Origin of the sequence: Palleronia pelagia (assembly GCF_900110115.1) — a bacterium.
Lineage (GTDB): Bacteria > Pseudomonadota > Alphaproteobacteria > Rhodobacterales > Rhodobacteraceae > Palleronia > Palleronia pelagia.
Window position 1 is genome coordinate 511628 of the sequence record NZ_FOCM01000001.1, and the last position, 18452, is coordinate 530079.

The following is an 18452-nucleotide window of genomic DNA, read 5'->3' on the forward strand; positions in this document are numbered from 1 at the left end:
GTCTGTCGCTTGAGCTTGTGAAAAAAATATCTGATCGGCATTCTGCCCTCAAAATGATTGTGGCTCAGATCACTTCTATTGAAACGATGCTCGTAAGGGGTGAGCGGACCAACGGACGCTAAAATACGGAAATAAGGGTCATCTAAAGTTCGGGATCGTCGTAACGAAATTTTTGCCCGACGGCTACTTGGGCCAGTTTCCGCCGAGCTTTCTCTGATGCCGAGCGAAAAATCGCATCCACCAGACCGTCGGCGCGATGCCTACCCGTGAACAGCCAGGTAGATCAGCATCAGGACGCACAAGCCGGACTCGAGCAGCGGCAGTGGATAGGAGACCTTTCTCGCAAGCGCGGTTATCGGTGTCATCATTTTCATTGCCCCCCAGCAATACTGCCATCAAGTTAACGAGGTCTTGCCGCAATGCGAGGAAACAATGCGTTTCACGCACATGTCGCACAGCCTGATCGCGCCGCGGGCGACCGGTTTGGAACCGAATTCGGGCGCGAAAATGCCCGATTCCGGTCACAAACCTGAAGAAATTCCGATCCGTGCAATGTCCGTGGCCTTCAACCTTTCTGATTGCAGAGCCCAACGTCGCCCGCGGCAGAGCGGATCCATGCCGATGCCAATGCCCGTCGCTGGCGGGAATTGGTTCCTATCGGGCAACAATGGTCTCGTTCGGGCGCGGATGGATTCGCACAGTCCTGTCCCCTATCGGCCGCACCTAGGACGATGGCCGCAGGGTAGAGGGCACGGTCGACAGGCTGAACAGCACCGCCGCCACGCAGACGATGGTGGGGCCGGTCGGCGTGTCGAGCGCAAAGGACGCCCGCAGCCCGATCCAGGCCGAGGCCATGCCCACGATCGCGGCCAGCACGCCCATCCGCTCGGGCGTGGTCGCGAAGGGGCGCACGGTGGCGGCCGGGATGATCAGCAGCGCGGTGATCAGAAGCACGCCCACCACTTTGATCGCCATGGCCACCACCACGGCCAGGGCGAGCGTCAGGACCAGCTGTTCGCGCCTGGGGTCGATGCCGGCGGCGCGGGCCAGGTCGGCGTTCAGCGTGGCGGTGAGCAGCGCCGACCAGCGCCAGCCGATCAGTCCCAGGACCAGGACCGCACCGCCCCAGATCACCGCGAGGTCCGCGCGGGACACCGCCAGGATGTCACCGAAGAGATAGGCCATCAGGTCGATGCGCACGCCGTCGATGAAGGTCACGCCCACCAGCCCGAAGGCCAGCGCCGAGTGGGCCATGACGCCCAGCAGCGTGTCCATGGCATAGCCGCGCCCCGAGATCAGCGTCACCACCGTGGCCATCACCAGCGCGACGACCAGCGCGCCCGCGACCACCGGCAGCGACAGGGCCAGCGACAGCGCGACGCCGAGGATCGCGGCATGGGCGGTGGCGTCACCGAAATAGGCCATCCGGCGCCAGACCACGAAACAGCCCAGCGGCGCGGCGGCCAGCCCCGTGCCGATCCCGGCCAGCGCGGCGCGGGTCATGAAATCGTCCAGCATCAGTGAGGGGCGTCCTTGGAATGGTCGTGATCGTGGCCATGGTGGTGCGCGTGGCCGGCCGCGTGATCGTGGAAATGCGTGTGGTCGTGGTGGTGCCGATAGAGCGCCAGCGCCCCGCGCGTGCCTTCGCCGAACAGGCGGCGGTAGTCGGGGGCGTTGGCGACCACCTCGGGCGTGCCCTCGCAGCAGACATGGCCGTTGAGGCAGATCACGCGGTCCGAGGCGCTCATCACCACGTGCAGGTCGTGGCTGACCATCAGCACACCGCAGCCGGTTTCGCGGCGCACGTCCTCGATGCGGCGATAGAAGGCGGCGGCGCCCGGCTGGTCCAGACCCGCTGTCGCCTCGTCGAGGATCAGGAGCTGCGGCTCTTCCAGGATGGCGCGGGCCAGCAGCGCGCGCTGGAACTGGCCCCCGGACAGGTCGGCCATCTGCCGCCCGGCGATGTCGGGCACACCGGCCTGCGCCAGCGCCGCGGGCACCCGTGCGGCGGACGCGCGGCGGGGCAGGGACAGGAACCGCGCGACCGTCATGGGCAGGGTCGGATCCAGCACCAGCCGTTGCGGGACGTAGCCGATCCGCAGCCTGGCCGCCCGTTCCACCCGGCCGCGGCTGGGCCGCACGCCGCCGAGAATCGCGGCGATGAGCGTCGACTTGCCCGACCCGTTCGGACCGACCAGCGTCACGATCTCGCCCGCGTTCACCTGCAAGTCCACATCGTGCAGCACGGTGGTGTCGCCGAAGCGGACGGTCAGGTCGCGGGCCGTGATCAGCGGGGCGGTGACGGTATCACGCGGCATCGGCACACTCGGGGCACAGGCCCTCGGCTTCGCGCACGGCGCGTTCAATGACGAAGCCAGACTGCTGGGCGGCGCGGCCGATCTCGCCCTTGGTGGGGTCGGATTCGGCCTCGACCACGCGGTTGCAGGACCGGCAGATCAGGAAGATTGGCGCATGCGGGTCGTTCAGGTGCGAGCAGGCGATGAAGGCGTTCAGACGCTCGATCCGGTGGGCGAATCCGTGCTTGGTCAGGAATTCCAGCGCGCGGTAGGCCACAGGCGGCTGCGAGCCCAGCCCCTCGGCGCGAAGCACGTCCAGTATCTCGTAGGCACCCATGGCTTTGTGATCGGACAGCAGGATCTCGAGCACCCGTTGCCGCACCTTGGTGAGTTGCAGTTTGCGCGCGGCGCAGGATTGCGCGGCCGCCGCGACACCGTCGGCGATGCAGCTTTTGTGGTCATGTGCCTGGAACGCCTGCTGGGTCATGGGAACTCCGCGCCTCGGGGTATTGATGTGTTATACTATACGGTATATCGGACACGAGATGTTATATAATCACAGGGTTCCCCGATGTCCATGAAGCTTGGCCTGCCAGTGTCCGGTGTCGTTCTGTCCGCGCTCCTTGCCACCGGCGCGGCGGCGGAGGTGCCCCGGGTCGCGGCCGATATCGCGCCGGTTCACGGGCTGGTGGCGCGCGTGATGGAGGGGCTGGGCACGCCCGAGATGATCGTCGAGGCCGGTGCGTCGCCGCACGGCTATTCCATGCGGCCCTCGGAGGCGCGCGCGTTGGAGAGCGCGGAGGCGGTGTTCTGGGTCGGATCCGCGCTCGAGCCGTGGCTGGAGGGTGCGATCGAGACATTGGCCGAGGGGGCGGCGGTGATCGAATTGCTCGACGCGCCCGAAACACGGACCCTGTCGTTTCGCGAGGGGGCCCGCTTCGACGCGCACGCCCACGGGGACGATGAGCATGACGGCGGCGACGACCACGGCCACGACGCGCACGACGAGGACGGCCACGCGGACCATGACGATCACGCCGAGGCCGAGGATCACGCCGGAGAAGAGAGCCATGCCGACCACGAGGGGCACGATCACGACGGCATCGACCCCCATGCCTGGCTGGACCCCGAGAACGGCAAGGCCTGGCTGGGCGTCATCGCGGACACGCTCGCCGACCTGGACCCGGAGAACGCCGAGACCTATCGCGCGAACGCTGAAGCCGGTCAAAGCGAGATCGACGCGGCCATGGCGGACGTGCGGGACATGCTGGCGGGGGCGGAGGGGATCAGCTTCATCGTGTTCCACGACGCCTTCCAGTATTTCGAAAGCCGCGTCGACATCGCGGCGGCGGGCGCGATTTCGCTGAGCGACGCGTCCGACCCCGGCCCCGCGCGCATCGCCGAGGTGCAGGAGACCGTGCGCGACCTTGGCGTGACCTGCGTTCTGGCCGAGCCGCAGTTCAACCGGCAGCTGGTGGACACGGTGACCGAGGGGACCGAGGCGCGGGCCGCGGTGCTGGACCCTCTGGGCGTGGACCTGGAGGCCGGGCCGGGGTTCTATCCCGCGCTGATCCGGGCGCTGGGATCCGGCATCGCCGGCTGTGCGAATGCCCCGTGACGGGCGGGTGATCGGACGGCCGCCGGCGCTCAGTCGGCGTCGCCGGCGTCGCCCGCTCCCAGCGTGCCGCGCCAGGTGTCGATGAACGCCGCGCGCGTTTGCGCGTCCATGGCGACCAGCATCGCCAGGGAAAGGGGAATATACCGTGACGCGGCACTGGTGTCGGACGGCACCTCGAGCGTGTCGCCTTCCTGCGCGTCGAGTTCGGCCCAGAGCCGGGCCTGCGCAAGCGCGCGCCGCCCGGCATCCGACAGGAGATAATCCAGAAGCTGGCGCGCGCCGGCCGTATTGGCGGCACCGCTTGGGATCATCGCGGCGCGCGACAGCAGCAGGGTGTAATCGCTGGGCGCGACGATGCCCAGGCGTGGCTCGGTCGCGGCGCGGCCCAGCGCGTAGGAGCCCAGCACGTTGTAGGCCACCAGGTAATCGCCGCGCACCACGCCGTCGATGATCTCGGCCGAGCAGCAGGTCGCCACCGCGTTGCTGCCCCCGAACCCTTCGAGCAGGCCGCCGAAGGTCGTCGCCTCGAGCGAGTCGGCGAAGGCCAGGAGAAAGCCGAGGCCCGACTCCTCGATATCGTAGGTCGCGACACGGCCCCGGAAGCGGCTGTTGTCGGGGCGCATGAGGTCCAGCAGGTCGAAGCGCGAGCGCGGCACGTCCCAGGCCGGAACCAGGTCGCGATTGTAGACCATCACCACGGGTTCGCGGGTCAGCCCGAAGAGCTCGTCGCGCCAGATCAGGTCCCGCTCCAACCGCTGGGTCTGGGGCGAGGCGTGCGGGCTGGCGCAGCCGTCATTGACCAGCGCGACCATGTGATGGACGGCCGAGCTGATGACCAGGTCCGCCCCGGGCGTATCCGCGGCGCAATCCGCGCGCGTCAGCCGCAGCAGGTCGTTCGAGCCCCATTGTTCATAGCGGATCGCAAGCGGACCGGCGTCACCGAGATAAGCTTCGAGCACGGGGGCGAGCACGTCGAAATCGGTCGTGGTGCGCAGGGTGACGACGGGCGCGCCCGGGTCCATGCTGCCGAGCGTGGCCTCGAACTCGGCGGCCGAGGCGGGCAGGGCGACGCACGCGAGACAGGCGATGAGGCGGGGCCGGATCATGGAAACTCCAGCGACGCGCGGAACCCGCCGGGGCGGTGGGCAAAGCGCAGTGCGCCGGAATGGGCGCGCGCCACGTCATGGGCGATGGCAAGGCCGAGCCCGCCCGAGGGCCGTCCGCCCGCGTGGCGCGTGGCGAGAAGCTGGGGGTCTTCGGACGGGCCGCGGCCGCTGTCCTCGACGAAGATCGCGGCGGGCGATTGCGACACGCCGATGCGGATGGGTGGGCGCCCGTGCTGAAGGGCATTGGTCAAAAGGTTCTTGCCCGCTTCGGTGAGCGACAGCATGTCGCCTTCGACCGGCACGGGCGCTTCGGGCAGGCGCAGCTGAACGCGGCCTTCATCGGGCGCGACCAGGTCGTCGCAGGCTTCGAGCACCTCGATGGCCACGTCGCGCAGATCCACGGTTTCGCGCAGGACGGCGTCGGCGCGGTGGTTCACCATGGCGTGGGCCAGCATCTGGTCGAGCAGCCGGTTCAGCGCCTCGGTCCGACGCTCGGCCCGGTCCAGCGCGGCGCGCCTGTCCTCGGGCCCGGGCGCATCGGCGGCCAGTTGCAGCTGCGCCCGGATCGCGGCCACGGGCGAGCGCAACTGGTGCGCGGTGTCCGCGATCAGCTTGCCGCTGGCCTCGGCCTGGCGGCTGAGACGATCCATGAAGGCGTTGAGCGAGGTTTGCACGGCGGCGATTTCCCATGGGGACGCGCCCGAGACCGGGGTGAGGTCGGTGGGGGCGCGTTCGGCCAGGCCGGCGCTGAGGCGCGAGAGGGGCGTCATCGCCCGGGCCACGGCGATCCAGGCCAGCGCCGAGATCCCGATGCCCGCCAGCGTGAGGCCCAGCAGGGCGTTGCGCGCGATCCGCCACGCCAGCGCCTGCCGCGCGCGCAGGGTCTGGCCGACGATCACGCGCACGGGGCCCGAGAAGCTGCGCTCGGCGAAGCGGCGGGTGAGCGCGACGTAGCGGGCGGGCTCGGTGCCGAAGGCGGCGTCGTAGAAGACCGGCCCCGCGGCGCTGCGACGGGGGCGGGGCGTCTGCGCGTCGCCGGTGACGGGTGTCCCGTCGGGAGCCACGATCAGGTAGCGCACGCGGTCGTCGGGGGCCTGGCCCAGCAGCTCGAAGGCGGAAACCGGCAGCACGACGCCGGGGGCGCCTTCGCGGATGAAGATGGCCTCGGCGATGTCGCTGGCGGCGCCGACGAGGATGCCGTCATAGACCTCTTGCGCCGCTTGGCGCCCGTAGAGAAACGTCGCGACCAGCACCACCGCGCCGCCGAGCGCCAGCACGGTGGCGACCGCCGCGGCGACGCGCAGCCTGAGCGACAGCGTGGGCCGGATCGCGGCGGTTGTGTCAGCCATCGGGCACCGTGAGCTGGTAGCCGAGCCCGCGATGGGTCACGATGGCGACGCTGGACGCGGCGAGCTTCTTTCGCAGCCGCGCGACGTAGAGCTCGACCGTGTTCAGCCCCACGTCCTCGTCCATCGAGAACAGGCTTTCGAGGATCTTTTCCTTCGCGATGATCCGGTCCCGACGGGCGACGAACAGGCCCAGCAGCGAGATCTCGCGCCGCGTCAGCGCGACCGGCGCGCCCGCGACATGGGCGGTTTGCGCGGCGGGGTCGAATTCGAGGTCGCCCAGGGCGATGCGCGCGCTGGCGGCGCCCGCGCCGCGCCGCGCCAGAACGCGGATCCGCGCCTCGAGCTCGCGCAAATCGAACGGTTTCACGAGATAGTCGTCGGCCCCGGCATCCAGCGCGTCGACCCGGGCCGAGACGTTGAACTCGGCCGTCAGCATCAGGACCGGCGTGCGGTTCTTGTCACGCCGCAGCTCGGACAGGATCTGGCGGCCGTCGCCATCGGGCAGGTGAATGTCGAGCACGATCACGTCGTAGCTTTCCGCCGACAGGAAATGCCGCGCGTCGCTGGCCGTCGACGCGCGGTCGCAGGCCATCCCGCGCCGCCCGAGCGCCGCAAGGATCGCCTCGGCGACGTCGGCGGTATCCTCGACGATCAGTATCCGCATCCTCCGGGACCCTCCCTGTCCCGGCATGAAGCGTAGTCCGGCGGGCGGGAGAACGAAAGTTCGCACATGACAGGTTGGTGACAGCTTCGGGTGTTAGCCCCTTCCCAGTTCCGCGGCGGGAGGCGGCGGACGTACCATTGGGAGGACATCCATGTCTTTTGAATCGATCCGCCGCGGCATGGCGGCGGCCACCGTTGTCGTCGCGGCCCCCTTCGCCGGTGTCGCGCAGGACTTCACCCCCGACAACCCCGAATGCATCGCGCCGGCCAACCCCGGCGGCGGCTGGGACTTCACCTGCCGCCAGGTCGGAAAGTCGCTGCAGGATGCGGGCCTGATCCCGTCGACCATGCAGGTCGTGAACCTGTCGGGCGGCGGCGGTGGCGTGGCCTTCGCCGAGGTCGTCAACAAGCGAGCCGACGACGACGACCTGATCGTCGCCGCCTCGTCGGCCACCGCGACCCGCCTGGCCCAGGGCGCCTATCCGGGCAACTCCATGGACCAGGTCCGCTGGCTGGGCTCGATCGGCGCGGATTACGGCGTGATCGCCGTGGCCGCCGACAGCGAGATCGACACGCTGCCCGAGCTGCTGGAGCAGGTGCAGGAAAACCCGTCCGAAGTGAACTTCGGCGGCGGCTCGGCCGTGGGCGGCTGGGACCACCTGAAGGTGCTGATCGCCGCGCAGGAAGCCGGCGTCGAGGACGTGCGCGACGTGAAATACATCGCCTTCGCGGGCGGCGGCGAGGCGGTGACCCAGCTGCTGGCCGGATCGCTCCAGGCGTTCACGGGCGATCTGTCCGAAGCCCAGGGCTTCGTCGAGTCGGGCGACATCAAGGTGCTGGCCGTGCTGGCCCCCGAGCGCCTGTCGGGCGAATTCTCGGAGATGCCGACCGCGCGCGAGCAGGGCATCGACGCCATCGGCGCCAACTGGCGTGGCTTCTACGCCCCGGGCGACATGTCGGACGCGGCCTATGACTACTGGGTCGGCCAGCTCGACACGCTTTACGACAGCGACGAATGGAAGGCCGTGATGGAGGCCAACGGCCTCGCGCCGCTCGACCTGCACGGCGCGGAATTCGAAAGCTTCGTGGCCGAGAGCGTCTCGAACATCGAGAACCTGAGCCGCGAAATCGGCATCCTTCAGTAAGCCACATCACGACCCCGGCGGCCGCTGTCGCCGGGGTCTTTCCAGTTTCCTTGGGAGGGGACCATGAGCGACCGCATCTTCGGCGGCATCGGCCTTGTCTTGGCGATCATCTACGCCTGGGCCGCCGCGGGCATCCAGGAGAGCTTCCTGACCGACGAGGTCGGGCCGAAGGTCTTTCCGTGGATCATCGCCGTGATCCTTGGCCTATCGTCCGTCTGGTTCCTGCTGAAGCCGGACCCCGATCCCGAATGGCCCAGCTGGGGGCGCATCGCCGAGATCGGCCTGGCCGCGCTGGTGCTGGCGATCTACGCCGAGGCGCTGCCGGTCTTCGGCTTCCTGCTGCCCACCGCGCTGGCCTCGGCCTACCTGACCTGGCGGCTGGGGTCGCGTCCGCTGGAAAGCGTCGTGATCGGCGTGCTGACCGCCCTGGGCATCTACCTGATCTTCCGCTCGCTTCTCGGCTTGAGTCTGCCCCGCGAGGGCGTGGAGCTGGCCATCGACGCGTTCTTCTCGACCATCGGCGACCTGTTCGGAAACGAGCCCGCCCCCGCAACCGCACCGCAGGGAGACTGACATGGAATTGCTCGGCAATCTTGGCGACGGCTTCCTGATCGCGCTGACGTGGGAAAACCTGTTCCTGGCGCTCATGGGCTGCTTCCTGGGCACGATCATGGGCGCGCTGCCCGGGCTCGGGCCCTCGAACGGCGTGGCGATCCTGATCCCGCTGGCCTTCACCCTCGGCCTCGGCGCGACGCCGTCGCTGATCCTGCTGACCTCGGTCTATTACGGGGCGATGTACGGGGGTCGGATCTCGTCGATCCTACTGAATATCCCGGGCGACGAGCCGGCGATGATGACCTGTCTCGACGGCTATCCCATGGCGCAGGCCGGTCGCGCGGGCGAGGCGCTGGCGCTGTCGGGCATCGCGTCCTTCGTCGGCGCGTTCTTCGCCACCTGGGGGCTTGTCCTGCTGGCGCCGCAGCTGGTGAAGGTGGCGCTGCTGTTCGGTCCGGCCGAATATTTCGCGCTGTTCACGCTAGCCTTCGCCACGCTGGGCGGCATCGCGGCGACGAACCAGGCCAAATCCGCCTTCGCCGCCGCGCTTGGCCTCGGCCTCGCCATGATCGGCGTCGACACACAGACCGGCGTGCCGCGCCTGACCTTCGGCGAGGTGCACCTGTATGACGGGATCGACTTCCTAATCGCGATCGTCGGCCTTTTCGCGCTGTCCGAGGTCTTCGTCTTCCTCGAGCATCGGGGCACCGACCGCGACATCTCGACCAAGCCTCCGACCGCCGTGGGTCGCATCGTGCCGTCGTGGTCGCTGATCCGGTCTTGCATCCCGACCATGGGCCGCACCACGGTGCTGGGCTTCATCGCGGGCGTGCTGCCGGGGGCAGGGGCGTCGCTGGGGTCCTTCATCTCGTACTCGATGGAGAAGCGGCTGGTGGACAAGGACAAGACCTTCGGCACCGGCGATCCGCGCGGCGTCGCGGCGCCCGAGGCCGGCAACAACGCCGCCGCCGGGGGCGCGCTGGTCCCGATGCTGGCGCTTGGCGTGCCGGGCTCGGGCACGACCGCGGTGCTGCTGGCCGTGCTGCTGGCGCTGAACATCACGCCGGGGCCGCTTCTGTTCACGCAGAACCCGGACGTGGTCTGGGGCCTGATCGCCGCGCTGTTCATCGGCAACGTGATGCTGCTGGCCATGAACATCCCCATGGTGGGCCTGTTCACCCGGGTCCTGCTGGTGCCGCCGCGGATCCTGATGCCGGTGGTCGCGATGATCTCGTTTGTGGGCATCTACGGCATCTCGGGCTCGCCCTTCGAGCTTCTGATGATGGTCGGCTTCGGCCTGCTGGGCTGGGTGCTGCGCAAGCTCGACGTGCCGCTGGTGCCGGTGATCCTGGGCACGCTCCTGGGCAACGAGATGGAGGTGAACTTCCGCCGCGCGGTCGAGATCTCGAACGGTGACTACTCGGTCCTCGTGGGCTCGCCGCTGGCCATCGGGCTCTGGACAGTCGCCATCGTGGGCTTCGTCCTGCCGATCGTCGTCGGCGGCCGGATCAAGCGCCGCATGCACATGGCCCGCGACGAGGAAAGCGCGATCTCGGACTGAGACCCCTGCGCCGGGGGAAGCGGGTCGGTCGGGCTGACGGCAAGTTGGCCCCTTGGGGTGAATTGCCTCTTAGACCGTCAGGTCGAAGACCTGCCCGCCGAGGCTCAGGTTGATGGCATCCTGCCCGTCGCCGTCCACCAGCGCCCAGAGGATCTGGCCCGTGGGGCGGTAGATCACGAAGGCCTCCTGCACGGCGTCCGCCCCGGCGGTGGGTGTCGTGGTGACGTTCACCTGGAACTGGCTGCGCGTGGCGGTGCCGCCGTAGACCAGCAGGTCGCCCTCCGCCGCGCTGTAATCCTGGATCCAGTCGCTGCCATGTCCGAAGACGCCCACGTGAAAGAACCGATCGGCCCCCGTGCCGCCGTTGACGCGGTCGCTGCCGAACCCGCCATTGATGAAATCGAACCCGTCGCCGCCGAAGATCAGGTCCGAGAAGGCGCTGCCCGTCAGCGTGTCGTTGCCGCCATTGCCGATCACCGTGTCGACGCCGAACCCTCCCTCGATGTTGTCGTCGCCTGCGCCGCCGTTCAACTCGTCGTTGCCGTGGCCGCCCAGGATGCGGTCGTTGCCCGCCCCGCCGAAGACCACGTCGCGCAGATCGGCGTCGGTCGTGCCGCCCACGAGGCGGTCATCGCCATCGCCGCCCACCAGCGTGTCCCGTCCGTCGCCGCCCCCGAGCGTGTCGTTGCCGGCGAAGCCGCGCAGCACGTCGTCGCCGCCAAGGCCGCGGATCACGTCGTTCCCCGGGCCGCCATCCAGGATATCGCCACCGTCGGTGCCCAGCACCGCCGGCAGCCACGCGCCGTAGCCGTCGACCAGGTAGGCCGATCCGTAGGCCGGGTCGCGAAAGTCGAGGACGTCCGACAGCTGGGCCGTCAGCAGCAGGGCCGTGCCATCGTCGGACAGCGACAGGCTGACCCCGTTGTACCGCGAGGCAAGCGTCCCGTCCTCGGGATCCGTTCCGATCCGCGTCAGCGCACCGGTGTTCATGTCCCGAACGAAGACATCCACATCCTGCGGCGTTGCATCGTCCGAGGGATCGTCGGGCGTGAGGTCCGGCTGACCCGTCGCGAAAGCCACGTAGCGTCCGTCATCCGAGACCGAGAAATCAACGGTGCCAAACGTGCTTTCGAAAACGTAGTCGACCGACCCATCGTCGATACCGATCCGCACCAGTCCGTAGGGCCGTTCGCTGAAGGCGTTGCTGGCGTAGAAGAACAGGTATTGTCCGTTCCCGGACATTATCGGTTTCCCGGCCCCCAGGGTGAAGCCGTCGGCGATGTCCTCGAGATCGGTGAAGGCGCCCGTGTCGCGGTCCCAGATCCCCTGGGTCTGGAAGCCCCAGACCGCCACCCGTGATCCGTCGTCCGAGATCGCCGCGTAGGTGTTGCGGTTGAACCGGTCGAGCGCGAGCCCCGCCGCCTCGAAGGCCGGCAACAGGTTGGTCTGGTCCCCGCCATCGGTCCGCGCCAGCACCAGGCCATCGCGGCCCGACGACAGGACCGCCCAGTTGCCGTCCCCCGACAGTGCCAGCAGCGCCACATCTTCATTGCGGGGGCGGCCAGCCGGTTCAACAAGGGCCACGCCGCCATCCTGCGACAGGACGTATACGTCCCTTGCGCCGTCGATATCTCCGGCGACCAGGGCTTCGGACGTGACCACGGCAAGGCGGGACACGCTGTCGTCTGCGAAGCTGTCGGCCAGCACCCAACTCGGAAGCGATGCGAGTTGCAAAGCGGGCGCGAAGGCCGAGAAGGTCCCGGTGGTCGTGTCGAACGTGTAGAGACGCGACTGCAGGCCCGCCACGGCTGGCAGAACGAAGGCCATCTCGTCGCCGTCCGCCGAGATGGCGATGGCGTCCGGAAAGGATTGAACGTCTGTCAGCGTCTGCCAGGGAAAAGGCATGAATTGCAGTGTCATTTGAAGGCACTCCCTCGGGGCGGCTCACGCTGCCCGGTCAAATATCCGTTTGGCTGAATGCGTTTTGAAAGGTCCCGCCGATGCCACTCGGCCGGTGGTTCGGAGGGATCCGGGCCCAGCCAAGCGGAAGCGCGGTGGGGCATCGCGGACCGGACGAGGGCCGCATTGCCGCCGCCGACCGGAATGTCGCGCGTCTCAGCCCAATTGTCACCGAACCGGTCCGTCCCCATGGCTTGGACATCGCGCCCGCGAAGACCGCCGCGCCCGGATGGCGCGATATCCCGGGCTTTTTGCACCGGGTGGGATTCCGGGGTCCGATGCCAGCTCGCCGGGGCCGAACGGCAGGCATCGTCAGGACGCGCTGAATGAGAGTGGCGCGCGGCCGCGCGGAAAAAGTCTCGGCAAGATCTCGGCCCCCCACAGGCTCTTCGAGAGAAAGGCTAGCCGCAGCGCGGTGACCGATCAAATTGAATCGCACTGTACCCATTCCCTTCAGGCGTGCGCCGCGACGAAACTGGACCGCGTCACATGCCGGTTTCCCGCGCGATGGATTTGTGGGAAGAGGCGGCAAAGCCCCGAGCCAAGACGGCGGCCACGGCCGCTTCATGGCAAATCCTGAATTGCCGCCCATCTTTCGAGACTGTCGACGATGAATATTGATCAACACGCCAGATTGTCCGTCGCCCCCATGATGGACTGGAGAAACACTTGAGAAATCATTCTAAATCATCGGCTTGAGGATCATCCCACCGCTTTGTAGCAGATCCGTAGCATACTTCCAGCCTTGGTAGGTCGAGGGAGCGTCTGCGTATGCGGGCCACGGTGGAGCGGGCAACCCGGCTCATTGAACTATTCTGTCTGTAACATACAGGCTGGCAGCGACTGCGGTGGTCACGGTCGATTCGATTGAGCCCGAGGTAGAGGCGATCCCCAGGAACGGTATCAACGGCGTCAGGCACACGATCGGCATCTGCGGCATCTATAGTCACCGCCGACTGAGAAGGAAGCACGCAAACCTCGGGTCCTGAAGATAGATCGGATTGCGCCACTGACTGGCCGGATCACGACCGCATCGAGATGCTCGTCCGATCTCTTCGCAAAGGTTGCTGATTTTGCCACGATAGCGCCGGCGCCGCCCAGTCTCGGCAGATTTGACCACGCTGAATCGCCTTTGAGGCAAGGCAAAGTCCCGTTGTTAGTTATGTTCCATGCGACTGAAGGACCGGAATCTGGAACTGTCTCGCGATTGGACGCCTTTTTTCACCGAGTATCGGGAAACTTGACCGTAATCGGAACAGAAGTCGGATGACCGGAAACGGAGGACGCAGATCGTGGTGACATTTGCCGTCATCCTTGGATGGACTGCCCTGGCGGTCCTCTTCGCCATCGCGCTTTCGCCGTCCGCGACGGCCTCGGCCCCACAGGCGATGCCCTTCCTTGGCGGCGGGTCGGCCGAGACCCATGCCTGGCAGCGCTTCCACTTTCGCCCCTACACCATGTCGCTGCTGTTCATCGCCTTTGAGATGGAGATGATGTTCATGTATCCGTGGGCAGTGGTCTTCGTGTCCGAGGGCATCAAGGCGCTGGCCGAAATGGGCATGTTCCTCGCGATCCTGTCGGTCGGTATCCTCTATGGCTGGCGCGAGGGGATCTTCCGGTGGCAGTGATCGGCGATACCCTGGCTGCGCGCGCGCCCGCAGCGGTCTTCGCCGCCATCGGGCCGGGGCGGCAGGCCGGGACGGAGCGGCTGTTCGCGCGGCGCGATATGCGCCGTGCCTCGACACCGCGCGATGCCTCGATCCTGCTTGTCGCCGGTGATATTCCGTCTGAAGCGTCCGAGGCGCTGGCCCGCGTCCACGACCAGATCCCGCCACCGCGCGCGACCGTGCAGTGGCAGGGCGAGGACCCGGACCGGATCGTCGCGCGCGTGATGGAGACCCTCAAGGATCTTCGCGTGTCCGCAACAGGCGAGGAGAATCGCCTGCCGGACGCGCCGCCGAACGAATGGAAGGGGATCGGCCCACACGGTCAGGGCGGCAAGGGCATGATGGGCGGCACGCCCTACGGACGCCCCATGGCGATGACCGGCCCCGACATCCGCGACGGGTTGCAGCTGGACCGCTATTCCGCCCGGATCGGCCCCTTCGCGCCGATGCTGCCGCCCGGCCTGACGCTGGAAGTGACGCTTCAGGGCGATGTGATCTGCGACGTGAGCATCGACAGCCCGCCCTTCGCGCAGCCCGCCGATGCCGATGCGCCCGATCTGTGCCTGGCGCGGGTCCTGCGCCTGCTGGGCCTGGACCGCGCGGCCGACCGCGTGCTGGGGGGCAAGCGGCCGGGCGCGCTGTGGGTGCAGGGTGCCATTTCGCGCGGGCTGGGCCGGATCGACGGCACCGACATGCGGGACAGGGTGGCCGCGTGGCGAAAGGGCGAGGCGGCACCGCTCGGCCCCTTCGATCTGCCACGGCTTCTGATCGGCGCCGAGTGGAGCGAGGCCATGCTGATCCTCGCGTCCCTGCCGCCCTCGGCCCTCATCCGCGCCGCGCGGGCACCGGAGGCGGCATGACGGTTCTGCTTCTTGTCCTGGCCGTGTGCGCCACGCTTCTTGCCGGCGTCGTGCTGGCCGCCCTTCTGGACCGGGCGCTGCCCGAGCTGGCCGGCACGCTGAGCCGCCAGCGGATCGAGACCGAGGCGCCGGACCGGATGAACCGCGACCTGGCGCCGGCCTTCTACCTTGCGCTCGCGGCGGTGGGCCTTTCGGTGGTGCCCTTCGCGCCGGGACTGGCGCTGATCGACAGCCCGGTGGGCGTGGTCATCTGGGGCACCTGCGAGGCGCTGACGATAATCGTCGTCTTCCTGCATGGCTGGTCGCCGAACGCGCCGTTCCCGCTGATCGGGGCCTATCGCTATGCCGCCATCGGGCTGCCGGTGATGCTGCCCTCGATGTTCGTGCTGATCGCGGCGGCCCTGCCCGCCGAAAGCCTGTCGCTGGTGGCCATCGTGGACAGCCAGCGCGAGGTCTGGAACGTCCTGCGGCAGCCGCTGGGCCTGCCGCTGTTCCTGGTGGTCGCGCTGACGCTCACGTTGCGGGGGCCGATGGATTTCGCCGACGCGGCCGACATCGCGGGCGGCACATCGGCCGAGGACAGCGGCGCCGGCCGGGCGCTGTGGCAGGTCGCGCGGCTGGCCATGCTGGTGTCGGTCTCGGCCGTGGCGGCGACGGTGTTCCTGGGCGGCCCGCTGGGGCCGGTCCTGCCGGGGCCGGTGTGGTTGTGGCTGAAGACGGCCGCGCTGATGGCGGTGCTGGTCTGGCTCGGCAACCGCGTCGCGCGCACCACGCCCAGCCGGATGCTGACGATCCTGTGGGTCGTGCTGCTGCCGCTGTCATGCGCCGACCTGGTCATTTCGGGGGTGGTGGCGCTGTGACCGATCTGTGGGTGGCCCTTCTTTCACTCTTCGCCGTCTGGACCGGCTGGCGCGTGTTCCGCGTGGACAGCATGGTGCGCGCGTCGTTTTCGCTGATGCTGTCCTTCATCGCGGTGGGGGCCATCGGGGTGCTTCTGTCCGCGCCCTATATCGGCGTCGCGACGGTGTTCATGATGGCGGTCGAGATGATGGTGATGGCCATCTTCATGGTCATGTTCATGATGAACCCGGCGGGGCTGAACCCGATGGTCATGGTGCACCAGCACCGCCTGTCCATCGGCGCGGGCGTCGTGGCCGCCCTGTCTCTGGGGGCCGCCGTGCTGTTCTCGCGCCCGCCCGAGGACGCGGTGCGCGCCGAGGCCGACGTGGTGGCCGAGCTGGGCCACGAGCTGCTGGGCCCCTCGATGCTGATCTTCGAGACGGCGGGCGTCACGCTGCTGGCCACCATGGTCGGCGCGGTGATCCTGTCGTCGCGGCAGGGCCGGTTCGGCGCGGCGGACGAGGGATCGCGCCCACCGGGCCTGAGCGACGGCGGCGCGCCCGCGGGTCGACAGCCCGAGGGCGGCGGCGGACATCATCACCACCATCACCACGGGGGCCATGGATGACCCTGACCATCGTTCTTCTGGGCGCCGCGGCGCTGATCGGCATCGGGCTTTACGGCGCGCTGAGCCAGCAAAGCTTCGTCATGCTGATGATGGGGCTGGAGCTGATGCTGAACGGCGCGCTGCTGGCCGTCATCGGTTTCTGGTCGCTGTCGCTGGGCGGCATGCCCGAGGGGCAGCTTCTGGCGATCATCGTCATGGCCGTGATGGCGGTCGAGATGGCCATCGGTTTCGCGCTGGTGGTGGCCGTCTACCGCAAGCGGCAGGCCGACATGACCGAAAGCATCGGGACGCTGAAAGGGTGATCTGGTCGCTGGCATATCTTCCGGCGCTGGCCGGGCTGGCGATCTGGGCCCTGGGTGGCCCGCGCGGACGGGTCGCGATCCTGGCGCTTGGCGCTGCGGCGGTCACGCTGGCGCTGGCGGTCGCGATGGGCGGCAGAACGGGCGCGTTCGCGTGGTCGGATGCGATCGCGTTGCAGGCCGCGCTGCCCCCGCTGGCGCAGGCGGTCGCGATCCTCGTTCCGGCTGTCTTGGGGCCGATCATCCTGTTCGCCGCGTCGCACGAGGACGCGGCCGGGCTGCCGCGCCTCCTGGGCCTGATGCTGGTCTTCACCGGCGGGATGGAGCTGATCGTCATCGCCGCCGACCTGGTCACGCTGCTGATCGGGTGGGAGATCGTCGGCGCCTGTTCCTGGGCGCTGATCGGACACAAGTGGCGGCAGCAGGCGCCGGGACTCTCGGCGAATTTCGCCTTCGTGATGACCCGCGCGGGCGACTTGGGCCTGTTCCTGGCCGTGATGGCGACCTTCGCGGGGGCCGGGCGTGTCGGCTACGACGCGCTTGGTGCGCTGGACGGGTGGGCGCAGGCGCTCGCCGCGTTCGGGTTGCTTCTGGCGGCGGCGTCGAAGGCGGGGCAGGTGCCCTTCGCGCCGTGGCTGTTCCGCGCCATGGACGGGCCGACGCCTGTTTCGGCGCTGCTGCACTCGGCCACCATGGTCGCGGCGGGAGTCTATATCCTCGCGCGGCTGCATCCGCAGCTGTCGGGCGCGCCGGGCTTCGGTGCGACGGCCATGGTCGTGGGGCTTGGCACCGCGATCCTCGGCGGCGCGGTCGCGCTACGGCAGGGCCACGCGAAGAAGCTGCTGGCCGGATCGACCTCGGCGCAGATGGGGCTGATGATCGCCACCGTCGGCGCGGGCTATCCGGTGGTCGCCGTCCTGCACCTGATCGTCCACGCCACGACCAAGTCCGCGCTGTTCTGCGCCGCGGGCCTGGCGCAGGGGGTAACGGGCAGTTTCGATCTGAAGGACATGCGCCTGGGCCGCCGGGTACCGGTGGCGGCCGCGCTGGCGGGCGTGGCGGCGCTGTCGCTGGCCGCCGTGCCGCCGCTGGCGGGCGGGTGGAGCAAGGAGGAGATGGTCAAGGCCGTCGAGCATGCCGGTCCCTTCTGGACGACGGCGATGGTGATCGCGGGCGGGCTGGGCGCGGCCTATGCGACCCGGTTCTGGGTGGCGGCGTTCGGCCCCGGTGACGACGACGCGGCCCAGGTGCCGAAGGCAGAGATCGCCGCGCTGGCCGCGCTGTCACTCGCCACGCTGGCGCTGTCGGCGCTGTGGCTTCCGGCGGTGCACGACCCGGTCGCAAGCTGGTTCGGAATCGCCCTGCCCGAAGGCTCGATCCTGGGGCTGGTCGCGTCGCTGACCGCAGTTGCCATCGGCGTGCTGGCCGGGCTGCGGCTGGCGCGCACGGGCCTCGAAGCCCCGTCGCGCGACTGGTTGGGCCTGCCGGAGCTTTACCAGCGCGGCGTCATCGAGCCGTTCCACGCGCTGGCCAACACCATGGCGCGGATCGACGACGCGATCGTCGACCTGATCCCGCGCGGCGTGGCCGGGATCGGCTTTGCCGCCTCGGGCCGGCTGTCGCGCGCCGATGACGACGCCATCGATGGGCTGGCGCCCGGAGCCGCGCGCCGGGTCGGACGGGGCGCGGTCGCCGTGGCGGTCCGGGCCACCGAGGCGCTGGCGTCACTGGGCGCCGGGATAGGCGAGCGGCTGAGCGACCTGATCCCCACCGCCAGCGGGCGGCTGACCGGCATGGCCGGGGCCGACCTGCGCGGCCTGCAAACGGGCCTTGCCCACCATTATTACACCATCCTTACGGTCGGCATCGCGCTGGCCGTGGGCCTCATGATCTTCGGAGGCTGAT

At 68.7% G+C, this 18452-nt stretch carries 17 protein-coding genes; 10 read left to right on the plus strand and 7 right to left on the minus strand.

Annotation, left to right across the window (positions count from 1 at the left end; translation table 11 throughout):
- Positions 1 to 723: 723 nt before the first annotated feature.
- The 3 genes from BMX96_RS02520 to BMX96_RS02530 are packed head-to-tail and all read right to left on the minus strand — an operon-like array spanning position 724 to position 2784.
- Entirely contained in the window at positions 724 to 1518 is a 795-nt protein-coding gene (locus tag BMX96_RS02520) for a metal ABC transporter permease (RefSeq protein ID WP_091843934.1), read from the minus strand.
- Positions 1518 to 2318, minus strand: a complete 801-nt coding sequence (locus tag BMX96_RS02525) for a metal ABC transporter ATP-binding protein (RefSeq protein WP_091843936.1) — start codon at positions 2316 to 2318, stop codon at positions 1518 to 1520. The genes BMX96_RS02520 and BMX96_RS02525 overlap by 1 nt, the downstream gene beginning before the upstream one ends.
- Positions 2308 to 2784, minus strand: coding sequence for a Fur family transcriptional regulator (locus BMX96_RS02530; protein WP_091843938.1), 477 nt, complete (start codon positions 2782 to 2784; stop codon positions 2308 to 2310). Before BMX96_RS02530 ends, BMX96_RS02525 begins: the two co-directional genes overlap by 11 nt.
- An 84-nt stretch (positions 2785 to 2868) precedes the next feature.
- On the opposite strand from BMX96_RS02530, the gene BMX96_RS02535 reads away from it, so the two are divergent.
- Entirely contained in the window at positions 2869 to 3915 is a 1047-nt protein-coding gene (locus BMX96_RS02535; RefSeq protein ID WP_091843940.1) for a zinc ABC transporter substrate-binding protein, read from the plus strand.
- Between the two features lie 29 nt (positions 3916 to 3944).
- Here the strand turns inward: BMX96_RS02535 and BMX96_RS02540 are convergent, their stop codons facing one another.
- The 3 genes from BMX96_RS02540 to BMX96_RS02550 are packed head-to-tail and all read right to left on the minus strand — an operon-like array spanning position 3945 to position 7034.
- Entirely contained in the window at positions 3945 to 5021 is a 1077-nt protein-coding gene (locus BMX96_RS02540; RefSeq protein WP_091843942.1) for an ABC transporter substrate-binding protein, read from the minus strand.
- Positions 5018 to 6370 (minus strand): sensor histidine kinase, encoded by a 1353-nt coding sequence (locus tag BMX96_RS02545; RefSeq protein ID WP_091843944.1) that lies wholly within the window; start codon positions 6368 to 6370, stop codon positions 5018 to 5020. Before BMX96_RS02545 ends, BMX96_RS02540 begins: the two co-directional genes overlap by 4 nt.
- A complete protein-coding gene (locus tag BMX96_RS02550) occupies positions 6363 to 7034 on the minus strand; it encodes a response regulator transcription factor (RefSeq protein ID WP_091843946.1) in 672 nt (223 codons plus the stop codon). Before BMX96_RS02550 ends, BMX96_RS02545 begins: the two co-directional genes overlap by 8 nt.
- A gap of 151 nt (positions 7035 to 7185) precedes the next feature.
- Between BMX96_RS02550 and BMX96_RS02555 the strand changes: the two genes are divergently transcribed.
- The 3 genes from BMX96_RS02555 to BMX96_RS02565 all read left to right on the plus strand — a co-directional run bounded on the left by BMX96_RS02555 (position 7186) and on the right by BMX96_RS02565 (position 10294).
- Positions 7186 to 8178, plus strand: a complete 993-nt coding sequence (locus BMX96_RS02555) for a Bug family tripartite tricarboxylate transporter substrate binding protein (RefSeq protein WP_091843948.1) — start codon at positions 7186 to 7188, stop codon at positions 8176 to 8178.
- 63 nt (positions 8179 to 8241) lie between these two features.
- Positions 8242 to 8751 (plus strand): tripartite tricarboxylate transporter TctB family protein, encoded by a 510-nt coding sequence (locus BMX96_RS02560; RefSeq protein WP_091843950.1) that lies wholly within the window; start codon positions 8242 to 8244, stop codon positions 8749 to 8751.
- 1 nt (position 8752) lies between these two features.
- Positions 8753 to 10294: a tripartite tricarboxylate transporter permease gene (locus tag BMX96_RS02565; protein ID WP_091843952.1), complete on the plus strand. Its 1542-nt coding sequence runs from the start codon at positions 8753 to 8755 to the stop codon at positions 10292 to 10294.
- A 69-nt stretch (positions 10295 to 10363) separates the two neighbouring features.
- Here the strand turns inward: BMX96_RS02565 and BMX96_RS02570 are convergent, their stop codons facing one another.
- Positions 10364 to 12214: a hypothetical protein gene (locus BMX96_RS02570; protein ID WP_139209931.1), complete on the minus strand. Its 1851-nt coding sequence runs from the start codon at positions 12212 to 12214 to the stop codon at positions 10364 to 10366.
- Between the two features lie 1331 nt (positions 12215 to 13545).
- Between BMX96_RS02570 and BMX96_RS02575 the strand changes: the two genes are divergently transcribed.
- Genes BMX96_RS02575 through BMX96_RS02600 form a run of 6 tightly spaced genes read left to right on the plus strand, consistent with a single transcriptional unit; the run spans position 13546 to position 18451 of the window.
- On the plus strand, positions 13546 to 13881 hold the full coding sequence (locus tag BMX96_RS02575; RefSeq protein ID WP_236736930.1) for an NADH-quinone oxidoreductase subunit A: 336 nt from the start codon (positions 13546 to 13548) through the stop codon (positions 13879 to 13881).
- Complete coding sequence (locus BMX96_RS02580; RefSeq protein ID WP_091843959.1) at positions 13872 to 14780, plus strand: condensation domain-containing protein; 909 nt, start codon at positions 13872 to 13874, stop codon at positions 14778 to 14780. The genes BMX96_RS02575 and BMX96_RS02580 overlap by 10 nt, the downstream gene beginning before the upstream one ends.
- On the plus strand, positions 14777 to 15640 hold the full coding sequence (locus BMX96_RS02585; RefSeq protein ID WP_091843961.1) for a complex I subunit 1 family protein: 864 nt from the start codon (positions 14777 to 14779) through the stop codon (positions 15638 to 15640). The genes BMX96_RS02580 and BMX96_RS02585 overlap by 4 nt, the downstream gene beginning before the upstream one ends.
- Complete coding sequence (locus BMX96_RS02590) at positions 15637 to 16248, plus strand: NADH-quinone oxidoreductase subunit J family protein (RefSeq protein WP_214606823.1); 612 nt, start codon at positions 15637 to 15639, stop codon at positions 16246 to 16248. Before BMX96_RS02585 ends, BMX96_RS02590 begins: the two co-directional genes overlap by 4 nt.
- Positions 16245 to 16550 (plus strand): NADH-quinone oxidoreductase subunit NuoK, encoded by a 306-nt coding sequence (nuoK, locus tag BMX96_RS02595; protein WP_091843965.1) that lies wholly within the window; start codon positions 16245 to 16247, stop codon positions 16548 to 16550. Before BMX96_RS02590 ends, nuoK begins: the two co-directional genes overlap by 4 nt.
- The gene (locus tag BMX96_RS02600) at positions 16547 to 18451 is read left to right on the plus strand and encodes an NADH-quinone oxidoreductase subunit 5 family protein (protein WP_091843967.1); all 1905 of its coding nucleotides are present in this window, start codon (positions 16547 to 16549) and stop codon (positions 18449 to 18451) included. The genes nuoK and BMX96_RS02600 overlap by 4 nt, the downstream gene beginning before the upstream one ends.
- Position 18452 lies beyond the last annotated feature (1 nt).

Bases quoted from the DNA above. Each gene is read 5' to 3' on its own strand.
- BMX96_RS02570 (WP_139209931.1), bottom strand. From the start codon at position 12,214: ATGACACTGCAATTCATGCCTTTTCCCTGGCAGACGCTGACAGACGTT.
- BMX96_RS02555 (WP_091843948.1), top strand. From the start codon at position 7,186: ATGTCTTTTGAATCGATCCGCCGCGGCATGGCGGCGGCCACCGTTGTC.
- BMX96_RS02530 (WP_091843938.1), bottom strand. From the start codon at position 2,784: ATGACCCAGCAGGCGTTCCAGGCACATGACCACAAAAGCTGCATCGCC.
- BMX96_RS02585 (WP_091843961.1), top strand. From the start codon at position 14,777: ATGACGGTTCTGCTTCTTGTCCTGGCCGTGTGCGCCACGCTTCTTGCC.
- BMX96_RS02550 (WP_091843946.1), bottom strand. From the start codon at position 7,034: ATGCGGATACTGATCGTCGAGGATACCGCCGACGTCGCCGAGGCGATC.
- BMX96_RS02535 (WP_091843940.1), top strand. From the start codon at position 2,869: ATGTCCATGAAGCTTGGCCTGCCAGTGTCCGGTGTCGTTCTGTCCGCG.
- nuoK (WP_091843965.1), top strand. From the start codon at position 16,245: ATGACCCTGACCATCGTTCTTCTGGGCGCCGCGGCGCTGATCGGCATC.
- BMX96_RS02540 (WP_091843942.1), bottom strand. From the start codon at position 5,021: ATGATCCGGCCCCGCCTCATCGCCTGTCTCGCGTGCGTCGCCCTGCCC.
- BMX96_RS02545 (WP_091843944.1), bottom strand. From the start codon at position 6,370: ATGGCTGACACAACCGCCGCGATCCGGCCCACGCTGTCGCTCAGGCTG.
- BMX96_RS02525 (WP_091843936.1), bottom strand. From the start codon at position 2,318: ATGCCGCGTGATACCGTCACCGCCCCGCTGATCACGGCCCGCGACCTG.
- BMX96_RS02520 (WP_091843934.1), bottom strand. From the start codon at position 1,518: ATGCTGGACGATTTCATGACCCGCGCCGCGCTGGCCGGGATCGGCACG.
- BMX96_RS02560 (WP_091843950.1), top strand. From the start codon at position 8,242: ATGAGCGACCGCATCTTCGGCGGCATCGGCCTTGTCTTGGCGATCATC.
- BMX96_RS02565 (WP_091843952.1), top strand. From the start codon at position 8,753: ATGGAATTGCTCGGCAATCTTGGCGACGGCTTCCTGATCGCGCTGACG.